Here is a 20,193-nt window from a genome sequence, read left to right on the forward strand (position 1 = left end):
GGTTTGACCGGACAGGGGTGGAGAAAAACCTCCCTGTCCGTCTTTTATTATGAAGTACCTTGCAATATATAGTAGCGATTTGGTAAGCTTTTACATGGGTGATATTGATGAACGTACAGTTTAAAAAAGGGGTTCTGGAGCTGTGTGTTCTCGTCTTGACAGCTAAGCAGGACAGATACGGCTACGAACTGGTTGCAAGCATCTCGGAAAAATTCCATATCTCTGAAGGAACGGTTTATCCCTTGCTTCGCCGTTTGACCCAGGAAGGATTTTTTACGACCTATTTGGCGGAATCACAAGAGGGACCCCCGCGGAAATATTACCAGCTGACAAATCGCGGACGTCAATACATGAATGACCTCGTCTTGGAGTGGCGAATATTTAACCGCGGGGTAAATGAGATCATAGAGGAGGGACTCGAATATGACAAGGCGTGAGTTTATGGATGAGTTAAATGCTTTGCTTAGCGCTTTGCCCGATAAAGAACGTTTAGACATTCTTGCCGATTATACAGAGCATTTTCTCTTGGGTATGAATCAAGGGAAGACGGAGCACGAAATCGCGGAAGGATTGGGAAGTCCGAAGCTAGTGGCACGCGAGCTTTTGGCTGGCTACCGAATTGATCAAGCTCAGTCCACCGCATCGGTAGGGAATATGACGAGAGCGATTATCGCGACAATCAGCTTGGGATTTTTCAATCTCGTCTTCGTTTTGGGGCCATTTCTAGGCCTGATCGGCATACTGATGGGGTTGTATGCGATGACTGCGGCGCTTCTGGTTGCGCCAGTTGGAATATTCTTGGATTACGGGATTCCTGCCCCTTCTCAAGAGCGACTTTTCTTGTTGTTCTCCAGCATGGTTTCCGTAGGATTGGGCGGAATGTTTGCCATTGGCTTGCTGCGACTGACGAAATGGCTGTATCGTCAGTTCTTGCGTTATCTCCAGTTCAACGTGAAGATGATCAGGGGGAAATGAGATGCGAAATTTAGGGAAAAGACTCTTTGGCATAAGTCTTCTTTTATTCATCATCGGTGTATGTGGAATCATCTGGCTCTTTACGAAGCAAGAAAATTTCTCCTTTTCGTTAAAACAAGTCAATGAAGAGCACGTGATCGAACAAGAGGTAAAAGCGATTGAGTTGCTGACGGAAGCGGCTGATGTGGAAATCATGGCAAGCAAGCAACCAAAAGCGAGCGTACGAATGGTCGGGGAAGTATCCGAACAACAGCAGGAGCGACTGGAGTTTCGGAGTGTAGTCTCACCAGATGGTACGCTGCTCGTAGAACTGCGTGAACTCCCCCACGTCAATATGTTTTATCCTCGTAACGGGAAGGTAAAGCTGGAAGTCTTCCTGCCAGAAAAAGTGTATGAGAACGTCCAGCTCGAAACGATGACAGGGGATATCAAGAGTGGAATGCTGCGTGCAAAGAACACGAAAATATCCACCGGCAATGGAGATGTGAACGTATCGGGCTATGAAGGAGAAGCACTTAACGTCCAGACAGCTACAGGTGATATCAATCTTGAGGATGTTCGCTCGGCCGTTGTAATCGAAAGCTCCACAGGCGAGATTGATAAACTGACAATGCCTGAGCTAACCCATGACGTTTCCATTCGAACGGATACGGGGGATATTCGAGTGACAGTGGCCAAGGAGCCTGCTGCAGCACAGTTGGAAGTAACGACAGATACAGGTTCCATCTCAACCACCTGGTCGAACCTCATCTATGAAAAGGACGAGGAATACAGGGTGAAGGCATCGATTGGATCAGGTGGACCCAAAATGACTGTGAGAAGTTCGACCGGGGATGTTCGCATTCAATAGGAGAAGTTTGGAAACACTGATGGATAGGATTGGAAACGGAAGAAACGAAAAGATTTTGACACAAAAGAGACATTACTTGTCGAATGACGAATGGTATCATATTGAAGGAAACATAATTGTGCAAAGCGAGGTTTATTCATGACCGCAAAAACTTTTAACGATACGTTTTTGAAAGCATGTCGCGGTGAAGCGACAGAGCATGTTCCGGTTTGGTACATGCGTCAGGCGGGGCGTTATCAGCCAGAATACCGCGCCATCCGCGCGAAGCATAGCTTTTTTGAAATGAATTACATACCGGAAGTTTGCGCGGAAGTGACACGTCTGCCCGTTGAGCAACTGGGTGTTGACGCTGCAATCTTGTTTGCAGATATCATGACGCCACTAAAACCGATTGGCGTGGATGTGAATATCGAATCGGGTATTGGTCCTGTAATCGCAAACCCAATCGAATCCTTGAAGGATGTTGAGCGTCTGCTTGAGCTCGATCCGGAAACACATGTGCCGTACATTCTTGAGTCCATTAAGATCTTGCGTCAGCAATTATCTGTTCCATTAATCGGTTTCGCGGGTGCACCATTTACACTGGCTAGCTATTTGATCGAAGGCGGCCCTTCCAAGCATTATCATAAGACAAAAGCATTCATGTATACGGAGCCAGTTGCTTGGCAGGCGCTGATGGAAAAACTGGGCGATATGACTATCATCTACCTCAAAGCGCAAATTAAAGCAGGTGCACAAGCTGTGCAAGTATTTGATTCGTGGGTCGGTGCATTGAATGACGAAGATTACCGCGAGTACATTACACCAGTCATGACGCGGATCTTCAACGCCCTAAAAGATACTGGCGTGCCAACGATCTATTTTGGTATCGGCGCGGGTCATCTTTTGATGGATTGGAACCGCTTGCCTGTTGATGTGGTTGGTCTGGACTGGCGTACTTCGATTACAACTGCTCGTGAAATGGGTGTGACGAAGAGGCTTCAGGGCAATTTGGACCCAACGCTGCTATTGGCACCTTGGGAGAAGCTCGAAGCGAAGGCGAAGGAAATTTTGGATGAAGGCACAAAACAGCCAGGCTTCATTTTCAACCTAGGCCACGGCGTATTCCCTGACGCCAAAGTAGAAACGCTGCAACAACTGACGAAGTTCATCCATAGTTACAAAAGGGACGTCTAATCAGGAGGGGCGCTTACATGTCAAAGCAGAAGATCGGACTCTTGTTAATGGCGTATGGAACGCCACGCAGTCCTGAACAGATTGAACCATACTATACGCACATTCGCCGTGGTCGCAAGCCACCACAAGAATTGCTCGATGATTTGATGGCTCGTTACGAGGCTGTAGATGGATTGAATCGATTTGCAGACATTACGGATGAGCAGGTTCACGCTCTCGAGCAGGAAATGAACAAACGCTACCCAGACCGTGAATTTGTAGGGTACCTTGGTTTGAAGCATATCGCTCCGTTTGTCGAAGACGCAGTAGAGCAAATGAAACGCGATGGAATTACCGAAGCGATCAGTCTTGTTCTGGCGCCTCATTATTCCAGTTACAGCGTCAAAGAATACAACGGACGAGCACAAGAGCATTCCGTGGCAATTGGTGGACCTGTCATCCACAGCATTGAGAGCTGGTATCTGGAACCAGGCTTCATTGGATATTGGGCAGATGCCATTCAATCGACGTTTGGCGAGATGACGGATGAAGAGCGTGGACAAGCAGTCGTGATATTCTCCGCTCACAGCCTGCCGGAAAAAATCTTGAAGTCAGGTGATCCGTACCCAATGCAATTGGAAGAGACAGCAAAGCTCATTGCCGAGCAAGCGGGGATCACTTCCTATGCAATTGGATGGCAAAGTGCAGGAAATACACCCGATCCTTGGTTGGGACCAGATGTACAGGATTTGACCAGAGAGCTGTACGAAGCAAAAGGCTACCAAGCATTTGTTTACTGTCCTGTCGGATTTATTGCAGAGCATTTGGAAGTTCTGTTTGATAATGATGTGGAATGCAAAGCGGTTACAGATGAGCTAGGGGTACATTACTATCGTCCAGCGATGCCTAACGCCAGACCTGCGTTCATTTCCTGTCTGGCAGATGCAGTCGGAAAGAAGCTGGCGAATTAGGGGATCGATCATATGAGCGATAATACCTATCATATTACGATTATAGGCGGCGGTATAACAGGGTTGACCGCTGCTTTTTACTTGCAAAAGGAAATCGAAGCAAAGCGCCTGCCCATCCGTTTTCAACTGATTGAAGAGCAAGGACGACTTGGTGGGAAAATCAAGACATGGCGTCACGAAGGATTTGTGATTGAGCAAGGTCCCGATTCGTTTCTCGAGCGAAAAACAAGCGCGGCTGAGTTGGCAGTGGACTTGGGGCTTGGGGATGATCTCGTTCGCAACAGTACAGGACAAGCTTATATTTGGCATCAGGATCGCCTGAAGGCTATACCAGAGGGAGCGGTCATGGGTGTGCCGACAAAGGTCATGCCTTTTGTCACAACCGATCTCATTTCTTGGCCGGGCAAGCTTCGGGCAGCTTTGGATCTCGTTCTTCCTGCCTCCAAAGGAGACGGCGATATCTCTGTGGGTGACTTTTTTCGGCGTAGGCTAGGTAATGAAGTTATTGATAATCTTATAGCGCCCTTATTGTCCGGTGTCTACTCCGGGGATCTCGACAATCTCAGCTTACTTGCGAGTTTTCCTCAATTCGCGCAAATGGAGAGGCAACATCGCAGCTTGATCGTAGCGATGAAGCATTCTCGCCCGCAAGCAAAAACGCAGGGAAAGCCAAAAGGCATCTTCCTGACGTTGAAGAACGGCTTGCAGTCTTTGGTTGAGGCAATCGAGAAGAGCTTGCCTGAAGATGTCATCTCGAAGAATACTGGTGTCAAAGAACTGGTGAAACGGCCAGACGGGAAGTACACCTTGGTATTGAAAAATGGAGAAGCGATTGAGACGGATACGGTGCTGTTGACCGTACCACATGCTGTCGCAGAGCCATTGTTCCGACCTTATGTACAAGTTCCTACCCTGCCACAAGCGAAGCCGCATATGGTTGCAACCATCGCAATGGCGTTTCCAGAGTCAGCAATTGATTTAGGGATGGAAGGGACAGGATTTATTGTACCGCGGAATTCTGGCGCAAAAATTACGGCGTGTACGTGGGCGCATCGCAAATGGCCACATACGACGCCGAAAAACAAAGCCTTGCTGCGTAGCTTTGTAGGGAGAGCAGGAGAGCAATCCTTTATGGAGCAGACGGACGAGGAAATTCTGGAGGTCATCCTCCGCGATCTGCGCAAGATCATGACGATTCGAGCAGAGCCGGATTTTTATAACGTATCACGCTTGCAAAATGCCATTCCATATGTTGTCGGACATCAGGCTTGGGTGCAGGATGTGAACAATCAATTAAAAGAAAAACTCCCTGGTGTTATCGTGGCAGGTGCGTCGTACAGTGGTGTAGGTGTACCAGATTGTATTAATCAGGGGAAAAAAGCAATAGCAGAATGGATTGCGTCTGTAAAACCGGGGAGATAGATAACCCCGGTTTTTCCTTTTTTTTCGGTGCTAAACGGCTCGTCCTGTCCATATAGTATAGGGAAATGTCCTGCACTTGAAAGGAGGAGCACGAATGGCATTACAGGATGGGCAACTCTCTTTTGCCATCAAGGAGACCATTTTCCTCTCATCCGATAGAGCTGGAATAGGTGAATTGCAAGAGCTGGAATTGGTTCCAGATGTAGAGGTGCTGGAAAACGATTCCTACATCTCGATCACGGGCTGCTTGCAATTAGTAGGGAAGTACGAGCCAATCAGGGAAGCCGCAGAAGCGACAGGCGGCGAAGGAGAATCGCTGGTTGAGGCCATGACTTTTACGCCCTTTCGCCAGGAAGCATCGGATCAAGCCTTTTATGGCTGGGAGGAACAGATCGGTCATCGCATTCCATTAAACATCACAATCCCATTGGATCGGATTACCGAGATCGGAGACATCTACGCAATTGTGGACAGTTTTGACTACAAACTGGAGTCACCACATCAAATGCTAATTGATGCCGATCTGAAGATTTTGGGGATCGTCCTGGGGGATAGAGCTGAAAAAGCGGAGCAGATCGAAACACGGGCTGCTAGTCCAGGCGAAGGAGCATGGGAATACACCTTCGCTGCTGGAGAGGATGGGCAAGAATATACGGAACCGACGTCCCTCGATGATATTGATCAAAAACTGAGTGCGCTGGAGGAAGAATTGGAGCGGCAGGCATTGCCGGCATCCTATGAATCAACCGAATCTCCTTCCATGTTCGATACTCCGGCTATTGCTCAATCCAATGAAGAGGAATACTACGAACAATATGGTGATGTGCTGGAAGTGACACAGTCCAATCCTCCAGAATCCTGGGAGACTGCTCCTATTTCGTATGACTTTGATTCCCAACAATCTGCTTCGTACGATTCTTCTGACTCCTATTCCGAACAGCCAGTATTGGCGGATGAGCAGGAGCAAATGAGAGAAATAGCCGAAAAAGATTCAGGACATGAGGAACCTATACTGGCTATACACGATCAACAGGCAATCGCATACATGCAAGTTTCCAATGAATCTACTGGTTCGTCAGTCGAGGCAGAGTCGCAGGAAGCAGTGCAAGAAGCGGTGGAAGCCAGTGTTGTAGCCGAGCCGGAACCTGAGCAAGAAGCAGAACCAGTCGTTGCACAACCAGAGACTGCCGCGGAAGATGTTGAAGTGCGAGTGGCGATTTCAGGGAAACCCTCCCAGGAAGAAAGAAGTAACGTGAACATTACTTCCATCTTCTCACAAGCGAGTCGTGCCAAACAGGAAGCGATGGCGTTGGAGGCGGAATCTTCATCCAGCTCTTCGCGACATGGGTCTGCGGCGAATGCCAGCCCTTCTACGATGGAGGCCATGCAAAATCTCACATCGTTTGTCCGGAAAAAAGAAGAGCGCTCCAGTCAGCTGAAAATGTGCATTATTCAGCGAGATGAAACGTTAGAGCATATTTCACAGCGATACTCCTTGCCTGTCTCCAAAATCGTGGAAGTAAACCGATTGACTTCCGAACAGCTTGTAGCAGGCCAGATTTTGTACATCCCACAATAGAGGAGTGGGGGACCGTGGATAAAATTGATCTCTCCGAAGTTTGCCAGCAATATCGGGCGCGCGTAATCCGAATTACGCCCCTTGATGATTGCTATTTATTGGAGACAAACCGGGGCCCCAAAGAACTCCACGTTTGGCCGCGTGTAGATGTGATGCGCTGGTCGTTTGCCTGGCGCGAACGACTGGCTCGTCAGGGGTTTCGAGAAGTGGAGCGGTTTATTCGGACGAGAGACACCAAGCCATTTTTAATTTTGGGTAAACGCGGCGTTACCATGACCGACCATCACCGACAATTCGAAGACTATCAGCCCGGCCAGGACATTGCGAGGCAATGCGGACGCGTGATCGCGATGATGCATCAGTCTCAGCAGGAAAGTCCTTTACTGTCCGGTAGTGATTTGCTCAAGCAGGAAAAGCAGCAAGTGGAGGAAAAAGGCAGGCGTGCCAAAGAGCTGGTCGAATCATTTCGAGCCAAATATGAGAAGAATTCTAAGGAAAATCGTTGGGTATCGGAGCTCATGAACCCTATGCTGCAAAGAATGGACCGTTCTGCCGCGATGTTGGCCCATGAGCGAATTACCACGGAGGCGGTCGCTGTATCCCATCGGGACCTTTTGCGTGATAACTGGGGAACGATAAACGGGAAGCTGTACTTGAGAGGCTTTTTCAGGCCGGTGATTTCTGTCCAGCAACGCGATGTTGCCACCTTTTTACGCGATCATTTTTTAACCCATAAGGATCTGAAGCAGATTGACGCTTTTTTTGACGGCTATGAAGAAATCAAGCCACTTACCTATGGAAACTATTCGTTGATTCTCGCCTTTATGGCTCGTCCTCGTGAAGTGTACAGAAGTATCGAATCTTACGTGAAACGCGTTTCGCTGGATCAAGAAGCGTCGATCGCTGGTATTGAGCACGCCTTGCAGAGTCAACAATCTGTTGACTTGCTGCTTCGGCATATTGCAGAGCGAGCCGAGCGTTCGAGGAGGGAGGGAGTCTATGAGTCGGTATGATGACATTGCTCCTTTGTTTAAAGAGTATGACATGTATGCCCAGAGCATTGACGTTTTAAAGGAGCCAAATGTATTTAAGGCGACGACTCCCTACGGCTCCTTCGTATGCAAACGAGCGCAAATACCCGTTCAACGTCTGGTTTTCGTCAGCGATATGCTTCGCCAATTGCAGCACCGCGGATGGGATGGGGCCGTTCCGTTTACGTACACGAAATACGATGATCCTTTTGTTCAACAGGGGAATACTGCCTTTTACGTAACCCCCTGGCAGCCAGGAAGTGAGGAATGGGCCGAGCAGCCCTTGTCTTGGGCGACCCCCGCCTTGGAACGTTTGGCGGAGCTTCATCATTTGACGCAAAACTATCGCTACGATGACCCGAGACAGGTAGAGCCGCTTGTGGACTCCTTGCTAAACCGTTGGCAATATTGGCAAGACCAAATGAATAAGGCGGCAACTCTTGCGCAGGAACGCAAATACCCTTCCCCTTTTGATCTGGTGTTTCTGGCAAACAAGGAGTTTATTGAGGAAATGGCTCAAACAGCGACAGACTTGTTGACCGATTGGCGAGAACGTCATGAGACACATGCTCATTTTCGCTTATCGTTAATCCATGGCAACCCGAATCCAGAGCATGTTGTGCCAGATCGATCGGGAAAAGGACGGCTGCTTAATTTTGATCGTGCCAGTTTTGATACACCAGTACGCGATTTGACGCTGTTTTATCGTACTTATTTTCAAATGGCGGGGGATGAGGCTGGAGCTTCTCAACTATTTCATCGCTACGCCGAGATATTTCCGCTGGAACCGGAAGAAATTGAACTGATGGCTTCGTTTTTGTCCTATCCGGAGAGGATCATGAGGGACTTGGATATTTATTACCATCATCCTCGCGAGTGGAGTGAGCTTTACGCTGTCCAACGTTTTGAAAAAGATATGGACCGCCTGATGCGCCTGCATCGTTGGGTCCAGCAAGCCTTTTAGCGAGCAACGTCTCACCGCGTGGGGCGTTGTTTTTCTTTTTTATAACCATTCAAGAGAGATGGCAACATAGAGCATGGCTAACAAACCGAGAAGGATGACATCAAAAGAGGTAGGAAACACAACCGTTCGAATAAACTGAAAAACCAACAGCGGAAAGAGCACTTGTTTGCAACCGTATTTGATCCGTAAATACGTGGGGTTATACTTCCAACGAAAATTCATCACAATCACCTCATTCCAGCATATGCGCGGTGACTTTGGACAGTGTCTACAACCTTGAGCAAACGCCTAAAACATTTTCATGGAAAGTAGATAGTGGTTTGAATAGTGCCCGAAAAGGGAAGGTGTAGGGCATGAAGGCTAGGACGAAACGAATAAAGGTGATCACAATGTTTTTGAAAATTGCCAAAACCCTTTTCGCAATTCCCGAAAGAAAGAATTATGCTAAAGTGTGTATGGGAGTGGCTCGGGGATGAATCATCAATTGGTCAAACTAATGGAATTGAAACAGAACTACGAGTATCTGGTATTGACCAGCAATGAGCAAAGCAAGCGCCAGGTCAATTACGAGAGTCTCATGCCATTTATAGAAGAGTTGGTCGATACGTGGTTCGTGAAAATGGACAAGCCTTGCTTCCTGTCGATCACGTTTGAATCGGCGCTAGGTGCTGTCTATTTTCGAATCGAGCGTGGGAACAAAGAGAGTGCAATAGCGCAGCGCGAAGTAGAGGAGCGTATAGTTGTCTCGGAACAGTGTGACACCGCTCAAACACCGCGTTATGTCCGCTTGTTCGCCCAGAGTAACGTCAACGACCGTGATCTAAAGGAACTGGAGAAATCTTTTTATGGACTGCTCCTCGTAAACATTCGGGCGTTGATCCTCAGATGTCAACAGGACCAGTCATCAGGACAGCGAGAAATCGAGATGGAGATGAAGCTGGCTAGACGAATGCAGTCGATGCTCATTCCGACAGAGGAATTGCAGTTGACCAGTTTGCGAACAAGAACGGTTTACGTACCAGTTGATTATGTAGGCGGAGATTACATCGACTATAGACAAATCAATGATCGCTACACCTGTTTTATCATAGCGGATGTGTCTGGGCACGGTTTTTTGGCCAGTATTTGGGCAACGGGGATTAGGATTGCCGTACGACAGGTTTTGCAGTCCAGCTATCTGCCAGACGAGATTTTGGAAAGACTCAATCAGTTGCTTTATGCAGATTTGGTGAAAACCCGTTCTTACATTACGATGCTGGTTGCAGTCTATGATGAAGTGGAACACAAAATTCGATTTAGCAGAGCAGGGCATCCGCAGCCTTTTTATTTGTCCAGGTCGAATCAAACCATTTTAACTAGCAAGGGCGGGGTCGGTCTAGGGCTTTTGCCCGATAGCACGTACCAAATGGAGGAGGTACCCTTAGAAGAAGAGGGCATGCTATTACTCTACACAGATGGCTTGCTGGATACAGGGAGAAAAGAAGTGATTCGAGGCAGCAGGCATTGGCTTGAAGAACTAACCTCCTTATTAAAGATGCCTGGTGACACTAAGCAGGACTTGATGAATCGAGTTGAGGCCTACTTAATGGAGATAACACAGCAGCGACAACAAACGGATGATATTTCTGTGTTGATTCTTCAATTTGAGCCTGAAGAGAGTATAGCCCTCGTGTAGTTGCGTCAGTGAATAGGAGGATGAACTGTGATTTTGTGTGAGCGTTGTCCGGACAATCCCACTTGTGATAATTGCCTTGTCGCGCTACGTTCTGGCGGTGCAGCAAACAAAGTTGTTCCGCCCCGCACTGTAAAGGTGACGAACCTAGCAACGATGGAATCGTTCCAGGCGAAGCTGGTAGCAGTGAGTCGGACGACCATTGGGTTAAGCAGTTCTGATCATGATTTGCACGGACGCATAGAAATAGAGCTCGCCTATGATTTTCGAATTATCGGTAGCGGATTGCGTGGTATAGCAGGTGATCCTTACTATATTATCGACATCGAAAAAGTTTTGCGACGGGAAGATGTTCTGGAGCGATTGCTCCTGGAAGAATTTCACACGTGGCACATGAGTGGCGAATTGGACCCTACAGACGTCTTGTTACATTGGAAGGATCGAGACGACGAGCGGGGGCGATTAATCAAACAAGAGATTCAAAAGTTATCGATACTGCGTCAGATCGAGACCGTTTTCCTCTATCTTTACGATGAAGGGAAAGTGCGTCCGCTGGGTGACGTTCGTGCGAGTTTGGAAGTCGAGCGAGAAATGCAACGACTGGTCGAAGAGGCAGCGGGAATGGGCGGACCTGTGAGGGAGCAAATTGTCACCTCGGATGGTACAAAGGTGTTCGAATTATACACATCTGTCTTGCCAGATCGGACCTGTGGAATCGCTTTGATTGATGTCACCGCCGTCATTGCAGAAGAGCGAAAAAGCAAAAGACGGGAATGGGAGATCTACAGGGATATTCTGGGTGTGGTCACAGAAGGTAAGCTGTTGTTGCTTAGTGATGAAGAATTATTTTTCTTGCTTCGGGAAGGGCATAAGCTCTTGGCGATCGATATCCGTTTACCGGAGCAGCTTGCAGAACTGCGAAAATTATTCAAGCAGGCTTTGGAACCACAAGGAATTTCTGATAAGCGATTGCTGCAGTTTCTCGTTGCGGTCAACGAAGCTGCTTCGAATACGTTGAAGCACGGCAATGGCGGTGTGGTCACGTTATACTTATCGAATGACAGGCAGATGTGCCGGGCTGTGATCCATGATGAAGGACAAGGAATTTTGCTCGAGGATATTCCGCGAGCTACCCTACAGCAAGGATTTTCTACACGCCACTCGCTTGGGGCCGGTTTTCATGTGATCCTGCAATACTGTGATCGTGTATATTTGAGTAGCTCGCTGGCGGGTACAAAGCTTATTTTAGAATGTATCCTTCCGCGTTAAGCAACGATTTCCAAAAAGCCAAATGTTTGCAAGTGAATGAAAATGGGTAATATAGTAAAAGGACGAGCAGATTGGGTGTACCGATACCTATTGAGAGGAGTTTGAGCATGGACTACCGCGCAACAGAGGCGAACGGACAAGCTACATTGTTTTTCGTCGGAGAGTTGGACATGGCTGTAGGAGATCGAGTAGGTGAATTGCTCCAGCAGTATGGAGGGCGAAATCAATCCGTTACCGTCGATTTTCAAGGTGTCTCCTTTGTAGATTCTTCCGGTATTGGAAGCCTGTTTTTTACCACGAAAGAACTATTGGCCATGGGCAAACAGGTAGAAATCGTCAATGTCCGAGAAGAAATTCTCGATATTTTGGGCGTTCTCGGTTTTACCGAAGCACTGGGCATTGCAGTTGGAAAAGTGGGCGAAACCCGGGTTTGACGCCAAACAGCGTGATTGTATATAATAGTGAAAGCTAATAATAAGACAACTACATACGATATGAACGATGAGTGGGAAGAGTAAGTCAGGACGCCTTGGCAGAGAGGAGAATCAGATGCTGCGAGATTCTCTAAGGTCATGAATGGCTGAAGGTCGCCCAGGAGTTTTTTCGGTGAAAGCATGCGCCTAGCCGAGACCGGTTCGCAACCGTTATCTTGTCAGAGTGAACACGCCATAAGCATGACGTTTATCGTGTGTTAACAAAGGTGGTACCGCGAAAATAATCCTTTCGTCCTTTGCGATGAAGGGTTTTTTTATTTTTTGCAAAGCAAGTTATGCGAATAGGAGGAGTCGTACATGTCTACACAGCCAACAACCGACATCGACCAATTGCTGCCGAAAAACTATGATCCAAAAGCAGCAGAAAACAAATGGTATCCGTATTGGATTGAAAAACAATTTTTCAAGGCAGAACGTGATCCGAATAAACGCCCGTTTACAATTGTTATTCCACCGCCGAACGTAACGGGTAAATTGCACCTGGGCCACGCGCTGGATACAACTTTGCAAGATATCATTACCCGTACCAAACGTATGCAAGGCTACAGCGCCTTGTTCTTGCCAGGTATGGACCACGCCGGTATCGCAACCCAAGCGCGGGTAGAAGCTACATTGCGTGAAGAAGGCATCTCTCGCCATGATCTGGGTCGCGAAAAATTCGTGGAAAAGGTATGGGAGTGGAAGCACATTTACGCTTCGCATATTCGTGAGCAATGGGAAAAGCTCGGTCTTGCCCTGGATTACTCGCGCGAGCGTTTTACCATGGATGAGGGCTTGTCCCAAGCTGTACGCGAAGTATTTGTTCGTCTGTATGAAAAAGGCTTGATCTATCGCGGCAACCGCATCATTAACTGGGACCCTGCTGCTCGCACGGCTCTCTCCGATATTGAAGTAATCTACAAGGAAGTAAAAGGTGCGCTACATCACATGCGTTACCCATTGGCAGATGGCACTGGTTATATCGAAGTAGCTACAACCCGACCTGAAACGATGCTCGGTGATACGGCTGTAGCGGTACATCCGGAAGATGAGCGTTATAAAGACATGATCGGAAAAACCGTGATTTTGCCAATCGTAGGACGCGAAATTCCAATCGTAGCGGATGACTACGTTGATCCTGAGTTTGGTTCTGGCGCTGTAAAAATTACGCCAGCACACGATCCGAATGACTTTGAATTGGGCCTTCGTCATCAGTTGCCACAAATCGTTGTCATGGATGAGACGGGCACGATGAACGAGCTGGCAGGTATCTACAAAGGCTTGGATCGCTTTGCTTGCCGTAAGCAAATCATCAAGGACTTGACCGAGCAAGGTGTTATGTTCAAGGTTGAGGAGCATATTCATCAGGTTGGACATAGTGAGCGCAGCGATGCAGTCGTAGAACCATATCTTTCTACCCAATGGTTCGTAAAAATGCAGCCTTTGGCTGACGAAGCACTGGCTAATGCAAACAGCCCTGAGAGTGTGAAATTTGTCCCGGAGCGTTTCAAGACAAATTACCTGCGTTGGATTGAAAACATCCGCGACTGGTGCATCTCTCGTCAGCTTTGGTGGGGTCACCGAATTCCCGCATGGTATTGCGGAGATTGTAACGAAACGATTGTATCTCGCACGGATGTGACTGAGTGCCCTAGCTGCCACAGCCACAAACTGGAGCAGGACAACGACGTCCTCGATACATGGTTCTCCTCTGGTCTATGGCCGTTCTCGACACTGGGCTGGCCGGAAGAATCCGAGGACATGAAATACTTCTACCCAACGAATGTCCTGGTAACAGGCTACGATATCATCTTCTTCTGGGTTGCTCGCATGATGTTCTCAGGTCTTGAGTTTACCGGGAAAAGTCCGTTTGAGTCTGTCTTGATCCACGGCATTATTCGCGACTCCGAGGGCCGCAAAATGTCCAAATCACTCGGCAACGGTGTCGATCCGATGGAAGTGATCGAGAAGTACGGAGCAGATGCGCTGCGATACACACTGGCGACCGGAAACTCCCCAGGGAATGACCAACGCTTCTATTGGGAAAAGGTGGAGGCAAACCGCAACTTCGCGAACAAGATTTGGAATGCGTCTCGTTTTGCCCTGATGAACCTGGCTGACTTCAAATACGAGGAAATCGATTTGAGCGGTGAGCTGACTACACCAGACAAATGGATTCTCTCCCGCCTGCAAGCGACAATCGCAGATGTAACCCGTCTGTCTGACGCATTTGAATTCGGTGAAGCAGGCCGTGTACTTTACAACTTCATTTGGGATGACCTGTGTGACTGGTATATCGAGATGGCGAAGCTGCCGCTGTACGGTACAGATGAAGCGGCAAAGAAAACGACCCAATCCGTTCTGGTTACGGTTTTGGATCAAACGCTCAAGCTGTTGCATCCGTTCATGCCGTTCATCACGGAAGAAATTTGGCAGGCATTGCCTCACCAAGGCGAGAGCATCACAGTAGCACCTTGGCCAACTGTTAACGAGCAATGGATTTTTGCGGAAGCAGAAAGCGAAATGAACCAGTTGATGGATATCATCCGCAGCGTACGCAACATCCGCGCAGAAGTAAACGTACCGATGTCCAAGAAAATTGAGCTCTTGATCAAGCCAAGCGATGCATTGTCCGCTGAACGACTGACACGCGGTGAGCACTACCTCACTCGTTTCTGCAACCCTGAGCGTCTGGAAATCAGCCTGGATCTGGCTACGCCTGATAAAGCGATGTCTGCTGTGATCACGGGAGCAGAATTGTTCCTTCCACTGGCAGGCTTGATCGATATCGAGCAAGAGCTGAAGCGTCTGGAAAAAGAAGTGGCGACACTCAACGGCGAAGTGGAGCGCATTGAGAAAAAGCTCAACAATGCCGGATTTATGGCCAAGGCACCTGAAAAAGTAGTCGAAGAGGAAAAGGCGAAGATGGCAGACTACATGGATAAGCGGGATAAGGTGATTGCACGACTTGCTGAATTGAAGGGCGAATGATCCGCCATACCATCGCATATTTTTGAGAATGGAGCATTGTGGTATGCATGCAGAAGAAGGGTTTGTAGAATACACGCAAGCGCTCGACTGGCTGCATGGACTGCTCAGGTTCGGTCAACGGCCGGGGCTTGAGAGAATGCAGTGGGTTTTGGAGCAACTAGGACATCCTGAGCGGAGAATCCCATTTATTCATGTGGCTGGGACCAATGGAAAAGGTTCAACCTGCGCATTCCTGACGCAAATGCTGATGGAAGCCGGATATAGTGTAGGTACATTTACCTCCCCCTATTTGGTGGATTTCCGTGAACGCATCCGTTACAACGGCAGCATGATCACGGAAGAAGACCTATTGCAACTGGTGAATGAAGTCAAGGTATGGGTGCGACGATGCGAACAAGAAACAGAGTTCGGTTCCCCTACCGAATTTGAAGTGATTACGCTGATCGCCATTCTTTATTTTTCAAGAGTGGCGAGACCAGCGGTAGTCGTATGGGAAACAGGATTAGGCGGGCGATTGGATTCGACGAACGTCGTCCTTCCGCTTGTTTCAGTCATCACGAATATCGGCATGGACCATACACAGGTGTTGGGAGAAAGCCTGGAAGATATTGCCCGGGAAAAAGCGGGGATTATCAAGCCGGGTGTTCCTGTAGTCACAGGTGAGGTTAGGCCGGAACTTCTCGCGATTTTTGAGGAGCGCGCGAGACAAATGAAGAGTACGCTATACCATATAGGTGAACATTTCCAGGCAGAGCAGGTAGAGGAGCAGTTGGGTGACCAACAGTTTCGTTACAAAAGCATTCACCGTCGTGCGGAAGCATCCTACCGTCTTACCATGAATGGCATTCACCAAACAACCAATGCAGCCGTTGCTTTAATGACTATCGATGTCCTGCGAAATTACTTCTCTTTCTTGCTGGAGGAAGAAGAAATATCTCGCGGTTTGCAACAAACGCGTTGGCCTGGTCGTCTAGAAGTCATCTCTCCAAGACCAATGGTTATCTTGGATGGGGCACACAATCAGGAAGGAATGGAGGCACTTGTAAGCAGTCTGGAGCGGTTGTTACCGGATGGAGTACAGCTGCATTTGCTCTTTTCTGGCTTGGCAGATAAGCCGCTTGCCAAAATGGCAGAGTCGCTCGCGCCAGTAAAGTCAAAAATTAAAAAGCTGCATGTGACAACCTTTGACTTCCCGCGTGCAGCCGTAGCCAATAGCTTACAAGAGTCGTTTTTAGCCGGTGGCTGGGAGCAAGAGCATCTCGATGCAGTCCCAGACTGGCGGGCGTTTCTCCTTTCTTGGATGCGGGAGAAGCAATCAGCGAAGGCGGATGACTGGTTGGTCGTCTGCGGTTCGCTCTACTTCATCGCCCAAGTACGCGCATTCTTTCCCACTATAGTAGAAGAGGCAGGTGAATAGGGTGGATCAGGCCCAACACGTCCACTTTGTGGGCATCGGCGGTTATGGCATGAGTGCCATTGCCCGCGTCTTGATCGACCTTGGATACAAGGTAACCGGCTCTGATGTCGCCATGAACGATTTGGCGAAAAAGCTGGAAGCAAGAGGGGCGGTCATTCATATTGGCCATAACGCTGCCCACGTGGAGGGAGCAGACAGCATCGTATACTCCACCAGTATTTCTAAAGACAATCCTGAGGTGATCGCAGGCCAAGCGCTAGGAATTCCGGTCATGCACCGTTCCCAAATGCTTGCTCGCATATTAAATGAGCGCACAGGAGTAGCAGTAGCCGGAGCACACGGCAAGACGACCACGACCTCGATGATCTCTCACGTGCTGGAAGAGTGCGGTGTAGACCCGACTTTCATCATCGGCGGTGAATTGATGAGTGCTGGTACCAACGCAAAGGCAGGTGCCAGTGACTATGTCATTGCCGAGGCAGACGAGAGCGACGGTTCCTTTTTGGAATATAGACCGATGTATGAAATTGTGACGAGCATCGAACCAGATCATCTGGAGCATTTCGATGGCGACTTCAATAATTTGAAACAGGCGTACGTCCAGTTCTTGAGCCATCTCAAACCGGATGGAAAAGCGGTCCTGTGTATCGATGATTCACATGTGCGAGAAGTCATGCCGTCCGTCGAAAAAACGGTCGTGACGTATGCAGTCGATCCGAACTTTGTGGCACAAGCACAGTTTTCTGCCACTTCGATTGAATGTGGAGATCGTTGCAGCACATGCCAGATTTATCACAAGGATGAACGGTTGGGTGAATTGTGTCTCGTAGTTCCAGGCAAGCATAATATTGCAAATGCACTGGCTGCGATCATTGTATGCCTGGATATTGGCCTATCCTTTGATAAAATTGCACAGGCACTGTCTACTTTCAGCGGTGCCAAGCGCAGATTTCAAATTATCGGGGATGCACGAGGCGTCCTGGTCGTAGACGACTATGCGCATCATCCGACAGAAATTATCGCGACACTAAGCGGGGCAAGGGCGTCAGGCCGTCGTGTAATCGCTGTGTTTCAGCCGCAACGCTACACACGCACCTATTTCCTCATGGATGAATTCAGCCGTGCCTTTGCAGAAGCAGACGAAGTGATCATCACGGATATCTACTCCCCAGCGGGAGAAGAAAAAATCGAAGGAGTAACCTCCGAAGTGTTGGTGCAAAAAATCCGCACCAACAGCCACCCGCGTGCGCAGTACATTCCGACGAAGGAACAAATGCAGGAGCATGTCTTCAAAGGATTGCAAGAGGGCGATCTCGTGTTGACAATGGGTGCAGGAGACATTTGGAAATCCGCTTACTGGCTGGCTGAAAAGCTTGAGAAGTAACGGATAGAGACGTATACAGACTTGGAACCTACGGGTTTCAAGTCTTTTTATTTACGATCGCAAAGTTTTTGTGAAATACTGCTAAGAATGATCTACCTATATTTTAAAAGGCATCGATGAACCAACCAAGCTAGTGAGAAGAAAAAGCACAGGGCTCGCAGACCTTGACAACGCCTACCCAGTCGGAACTACAAAAAGGGGACCGCGCTTGTCGAACACTTCTTCTTTGAGAAACGTCCGCCCGTAGGGGTGGCTTTGGCTCGACGGTCCCCTTTTTTTAGTGGAGACGATCAGTGAATCTCCCTTGTGGGCGTGTCAGAGTCGAAGAGAACTGTGCTTTTTCTTCTCCACCACTATGTTGACTCAAACCAAAATGCCTTTTTTCTTAAAAAATTAGTACTAGATACTAATATCTAGTGTTATAATCAGATCATAAAAACGGAAGGTGATGATTGGATGATGACAAATACAAGCCCCTTCAAGTCGCGAATTACCGCCATCGGTACGTATGTGCCGAGTCGCGTTCTTACCAATACAGATATGGAAAAGCTAGTGGATACATCGAATGAGTGGATTTTGCAACGAACGGGTATTCATGAGCGCCGTATGGCAAGGGAAGATGAATTTACCAGTGATTTGGCCATCGCTGCTATCCACGATATGATCGCAAATTACGGGAAGGATGTCCGCGATGTCGATATGATTTTGGTGGCGACCAGTACGCCAGATTATCCATTCCCAAGTGTAGCAAGTCAAATCCAGGCGCATTTTCAAGTCGAACAGACGGGAGCCATGGACCTCTCCGCTACCTGTGCAGGATTTACGTATGCGCTCCATACGGCAAATGCACTCATTAGCTCTGGCTTGCATCGCAAAGTGCTGGTGGTAGGTGCAGAAACGTTAACAAAAGTTACTGACTATACGGATCGTACGACATGCATTCTGTTCGGTGACGGTGCGGGCGCGGTGCTGGTTGAGCAAGACTCTACAGCTCCTGGTTTTTTGTCCGCCTACTTAGGTTCAAAAGGGGACGGAGGGATTCATGTATACCGCTCGGGCTTGTCAACGCATATGGATGGACGAGAATTGAGCGGGAATGGATGCATGGTCCAAAACGGGAGAGAAGTCTACAAGTGGGCAGTAACTACTGTTCCAAAGGGGATGCAGGAGGTAGTGAGCCGTGCGGGCAAATTACTCGAAGATGTGGACTGGTTCATCCCGCACAGTGCCAATTTGCGCATGATCGAATCCATTTGTGAGAAGAGTCAGTTCCCTCTTGAAAAAACATTGTACAGTCTGACACATTACGGGAACACATCAGCGGCTACCATCCCATTGTCGCTCGCCCTGGGGATCAAGGAAGGCAAAGTAAAGGCAGGGGACACGATCCTGATGTATGGGTTTGGCGGTGGTCTCGTCCACGGTGGTCTTTTGTTTACGTGGAATCCGTAAAAGTGGTCATAGATCGAAAATAGAGAGGCTGTCCAGAACCGTTCTGGGCAGTTTTTTTGTCCCGGGAATGGCAGATATCCTTTATGGACTGTTTTCGACTGGGGGAAGAAAAAATGACTAACGCTGTGATATTATTCGTGCTCTGCCTTTACCTTTCGTGGGTAGATTTTCATCATAGACGAATACCTAATCGCGCGTTAGTTGCAGGGTTTGTATTGATTTCATTTTTCGAGTTTGTTCTCTTTTCGCCGATGGAATGGCTGATGGCTGGACTCTTTTCGATTCTCTGTTTACTCGTGTTTGGAGGCATCAGCTGGTACAGGCCGCTTGCACTTGGGATGGGGGATGTGAAACTGTTCGCTCTCGTCTGCTATGGAATTGGGGTTCGTGATTTTGTTCTTGTTCTTACGGTTGCGAGCTTGGCAGCCTTGCTCGTTTCTCTCGTTTTGTTGCTGATACGAAAAGGAAGTATCAAATGCGAGGTGCCGTTTGCGCCTTTTGTGACGATTGGGCTAGCTGTCCTTTTGGTTATGAGCGAAACCTCTTGAATTGGCATGGGGAATAGTAGTAGTAACAAATTCGATAGAA

Annotated in this window: 18 protein-coding genes and 1 other annotated feature; of the genes, 17 read left to right on the forward strand and 1 reads right to left on the reverse strand. The window is 48.4% G+C overall.

The features are described 5' to 3' along the window. Positions 1–107 precede the first annotated feature (107 nt). The 9 genes from HP567_RS12080 (at position 108) to HP567_RS12120 (ending at position 8,947) form a co-directional block, all read left to right on the forward strand. Positions 108–437 carry a PadR family transcriptional regulator gene (locus tag HP567_RS12080; RefSeq protein ID WP_173608498.1) on the forward strand — a complete coding sequence of 110 codons (330 nt, stop codon included), beginning with the start codon at positions 108–110 and terminating at the stop codon, positions 435–437. Continuing rightward, a complete protein-coding gene (locus HP567_RS12085) occupies positions 424–975 on the forward strand; it encodes an HAAS signaling domain-containing protein (protein ID WP_173608497.1) in 552 nt (183 codons plus the stop codon). The genes HP567_RS12080 and HP567_RS12085 overlap by 14 nt, the downstream gene beginning before the upstream one ends. A gap of 1 nt (position 976) precedes the next feature. Beyond that, positions 977–1,825 carry a DUF4097 family beta strand repeat-containing protein gene (locus tag HP567_RS12090; RefSeq protein ID WP_173608496.1) on the forward strand — a complete coding sequence of 283 codons (849 nt, stop codon included), beginning with the start codon at positions 977–979 and terminating at the stop codon, positions 1,823–1,825. A 138-nt stretch (positions 1,826–1,963) separates the two neighbouring features. Beyond that, the gene (gene hemE, locus HP567_RS12095; RefSeq protein ID WP_173608495.1) at positions 1,964–3,001 is read left to right on the forward strand and encodes a uroporphyrinogen decarboxylase; all 1,038 of its coding nucleotides are present in this window, start codon (positions 1,964–1,966) and stop codon (positions 2,999–3,001) included. 17 nt (positions 3,002–3,018) lie between these two features. Continuing rightward, a complete protein-coding gene (gene hemH / locus HP567_RS12100; RefSeq protein ID WP_173608494.1) occupies positions 3,019–3,951 on the forward strand; it encodes a ferrochelatase in 933 nt (310 codons plus the stop codon). Between the two features lie 12 nt (positions 3,952–3,963). Then, positions 3,964–5,373, forward strand: a complete 1,410-nt coding sequence (hemY, locus tag HP567_RS12105; protein ID WP_173608493.1) for a protoporphyrinogen oxidase — start codon at positions 3,964–3,966, stop codon at positions 5,371–5,373. Positions 5,374–5,467: 94 nt separating this feature from the next. Further along, complete coding sequence (locus HP567_RS12110; protein ID WP_173608492.1) at positions 5,468–6,952, forward strand: LysM peptidoglycan-binding domain-containing protein; 1,485 nt, start codon at positions 5,468–5,470, stop codon at positions 6,950–6,952. 14 nt (positions 6,953–6,966) lie between these two features. Continuing rightward, positions 6,967–7,965, forward strand: a complete 999-nt coding sequence (locus tag HP567_RS12115) for a phosphotransferase (RefSeq protein WP_173608491.1) — start codon at positions 6,967–6,969, stop codon at positions 7,963–7,965. Then, positions 7,952–8,947 (forward strand): hypothetical protein, encoded by a 996-nt coding sequence (locus HP567_RS12120; protein ID WP_173608490.1) that lies wholly within the window; start codon positions 7,952–7,954, stop codon positions 8,945–8,947. Before HP567_RS12115 ends, HP567_RS12120 begins: the two co-directional genes overlap by 14 nt. A 39-nt stretch (positions 8,948–8,986) precedes the next feature. Here HP567_RS12120 and HP567_RS12125 read toward each other — a convergent pair whose 3' ends face one another. Next, positions 8,987–9,169: a hypothetical protein gene (locus HP567_RS12125; RefSeq protein WP_217366939.1), complete on the reverse strand. Its 183-nt coding sequence runs from the start codon at positions 9,167–9,169 to the stop codon at positions 8,987–8,989. Positions 9,170–9,419: 250 nt separating this feature from the next. Between HP567_RS12125 and HP567_RS12130 the strand changes: the two genes are divergently transcribed. From HP567_RS12130 to HP567_RS12165, 8 genes are all read left to right on the forward strand, one after another. Continuing rightward, positions 9,420–10,622, forward strand: a complete 1,203-nt coding sequence (locus HP567_RS12130; RefSeq protein ID WP_173608489.1) for a PP2C family protein-serine/threonine phosphatase — start codon at positions 9,420–9,422, stop codon at positions 10,620–10,622. A gap of 27 nt (positions 10,623–10,649) precedes the next feature. Beyond that, positions 10,650–11,888, forward strand: a complete 1,239-nt coding sequence (locus tag HP567_RS12135; protein WP_173608488.1) for an ATP-binding protein — start codon at positions 10,650–10,652, stop codon at positions 11,886–11,888. Between the two features lie 107 nt (positions 11,889–11,995). Continuing rightward, positions 11,996–12,322, forward strand: coding sequence for an STAS domain-containing protein (locus HP567_RS12140; RefSeq protein ID WP_007726674.1), 327 nt, complete (start codon positions 11,996–11,998; stop codon positions 12,320–12,322). Between the two features lie 58 nt (positions 12,323–12,380). Further along, positions 12,381–12,622, forward strand: a binding site (T-box leader). A 57-nt stretch (positions 12,623–12,679) separates the two neighbouring features. Beyond that, positions 12,680–15,352, forward strand: a complete 2,673-nt coding sequence (locus HP567_RS12145; RefSeq protein WP_173608487.1) for a valine--tRNA ligase — start codon at positions 12,680–12,682, stop codon at positions 15,350–15,352. A 43-nt stretch (positions 15,353–15,395) separates the two neighbouring features. Then, positions 15,396–16,769 carry a bifunctional folylpolyglutamate synthase/dihydrofolate synthase gene (locus HP567_RS12150; protein WP_173608486.1) on the forward strand — a complete coding sequence of 458 codons (1,374 nt, stop codon included), beginning with the start codon at positions 15,396–15,398 and terminating at the stop codon, positions 16,767–16,769. 1 nt (position 16,770) lies between these two features. Then, on the forward strand, positions 16,771–18,153 hold the full coding sequence (murC, locus tag HP567_RS12155; RefSeq protein ID WP_173608485.1) for a UDP-N-acetylmuramate--L-alanine ligase: 1,383 nt from the start codon (positions 16,771–16,773) through the stop codon (positions 18,151–18,153). A gap of 456 nt (positions 18,154–18,609) precedes the next feature. Further along, entirely contained in the window at positions 18,610–19,605 is a 996-nt protein-coding gene (locus HP567_RS12160; RefSeq protein WP_173608484.1) for a ketoacyl-ACP synthase III, read from the forward strand. A gap of 113 nt (positions 19,606–19,718) precedes the next feature. Beyond that, a complete protein-coding gene (locus HP567_RS12165; RefSeq protein WP_173608483.1) occupies positions 19,719–20,153 on the forward strand; it encodes a prepilin peptidase in 435 nt (144 codons plus the stop codon). The last annotated feature ends 40 nt before the right edge of the window (positions 20,154–20,193 follow it).

The sequence above is a fragment of the Brevibacillus sp. M2.1A genome (genome assembly GCF_013284355.2).
Taxonomy (GTDB): Bacteria; Bacillota; Bacilli; order Brevibacillales; family Brevibacillaceae; genus Brevibacillus.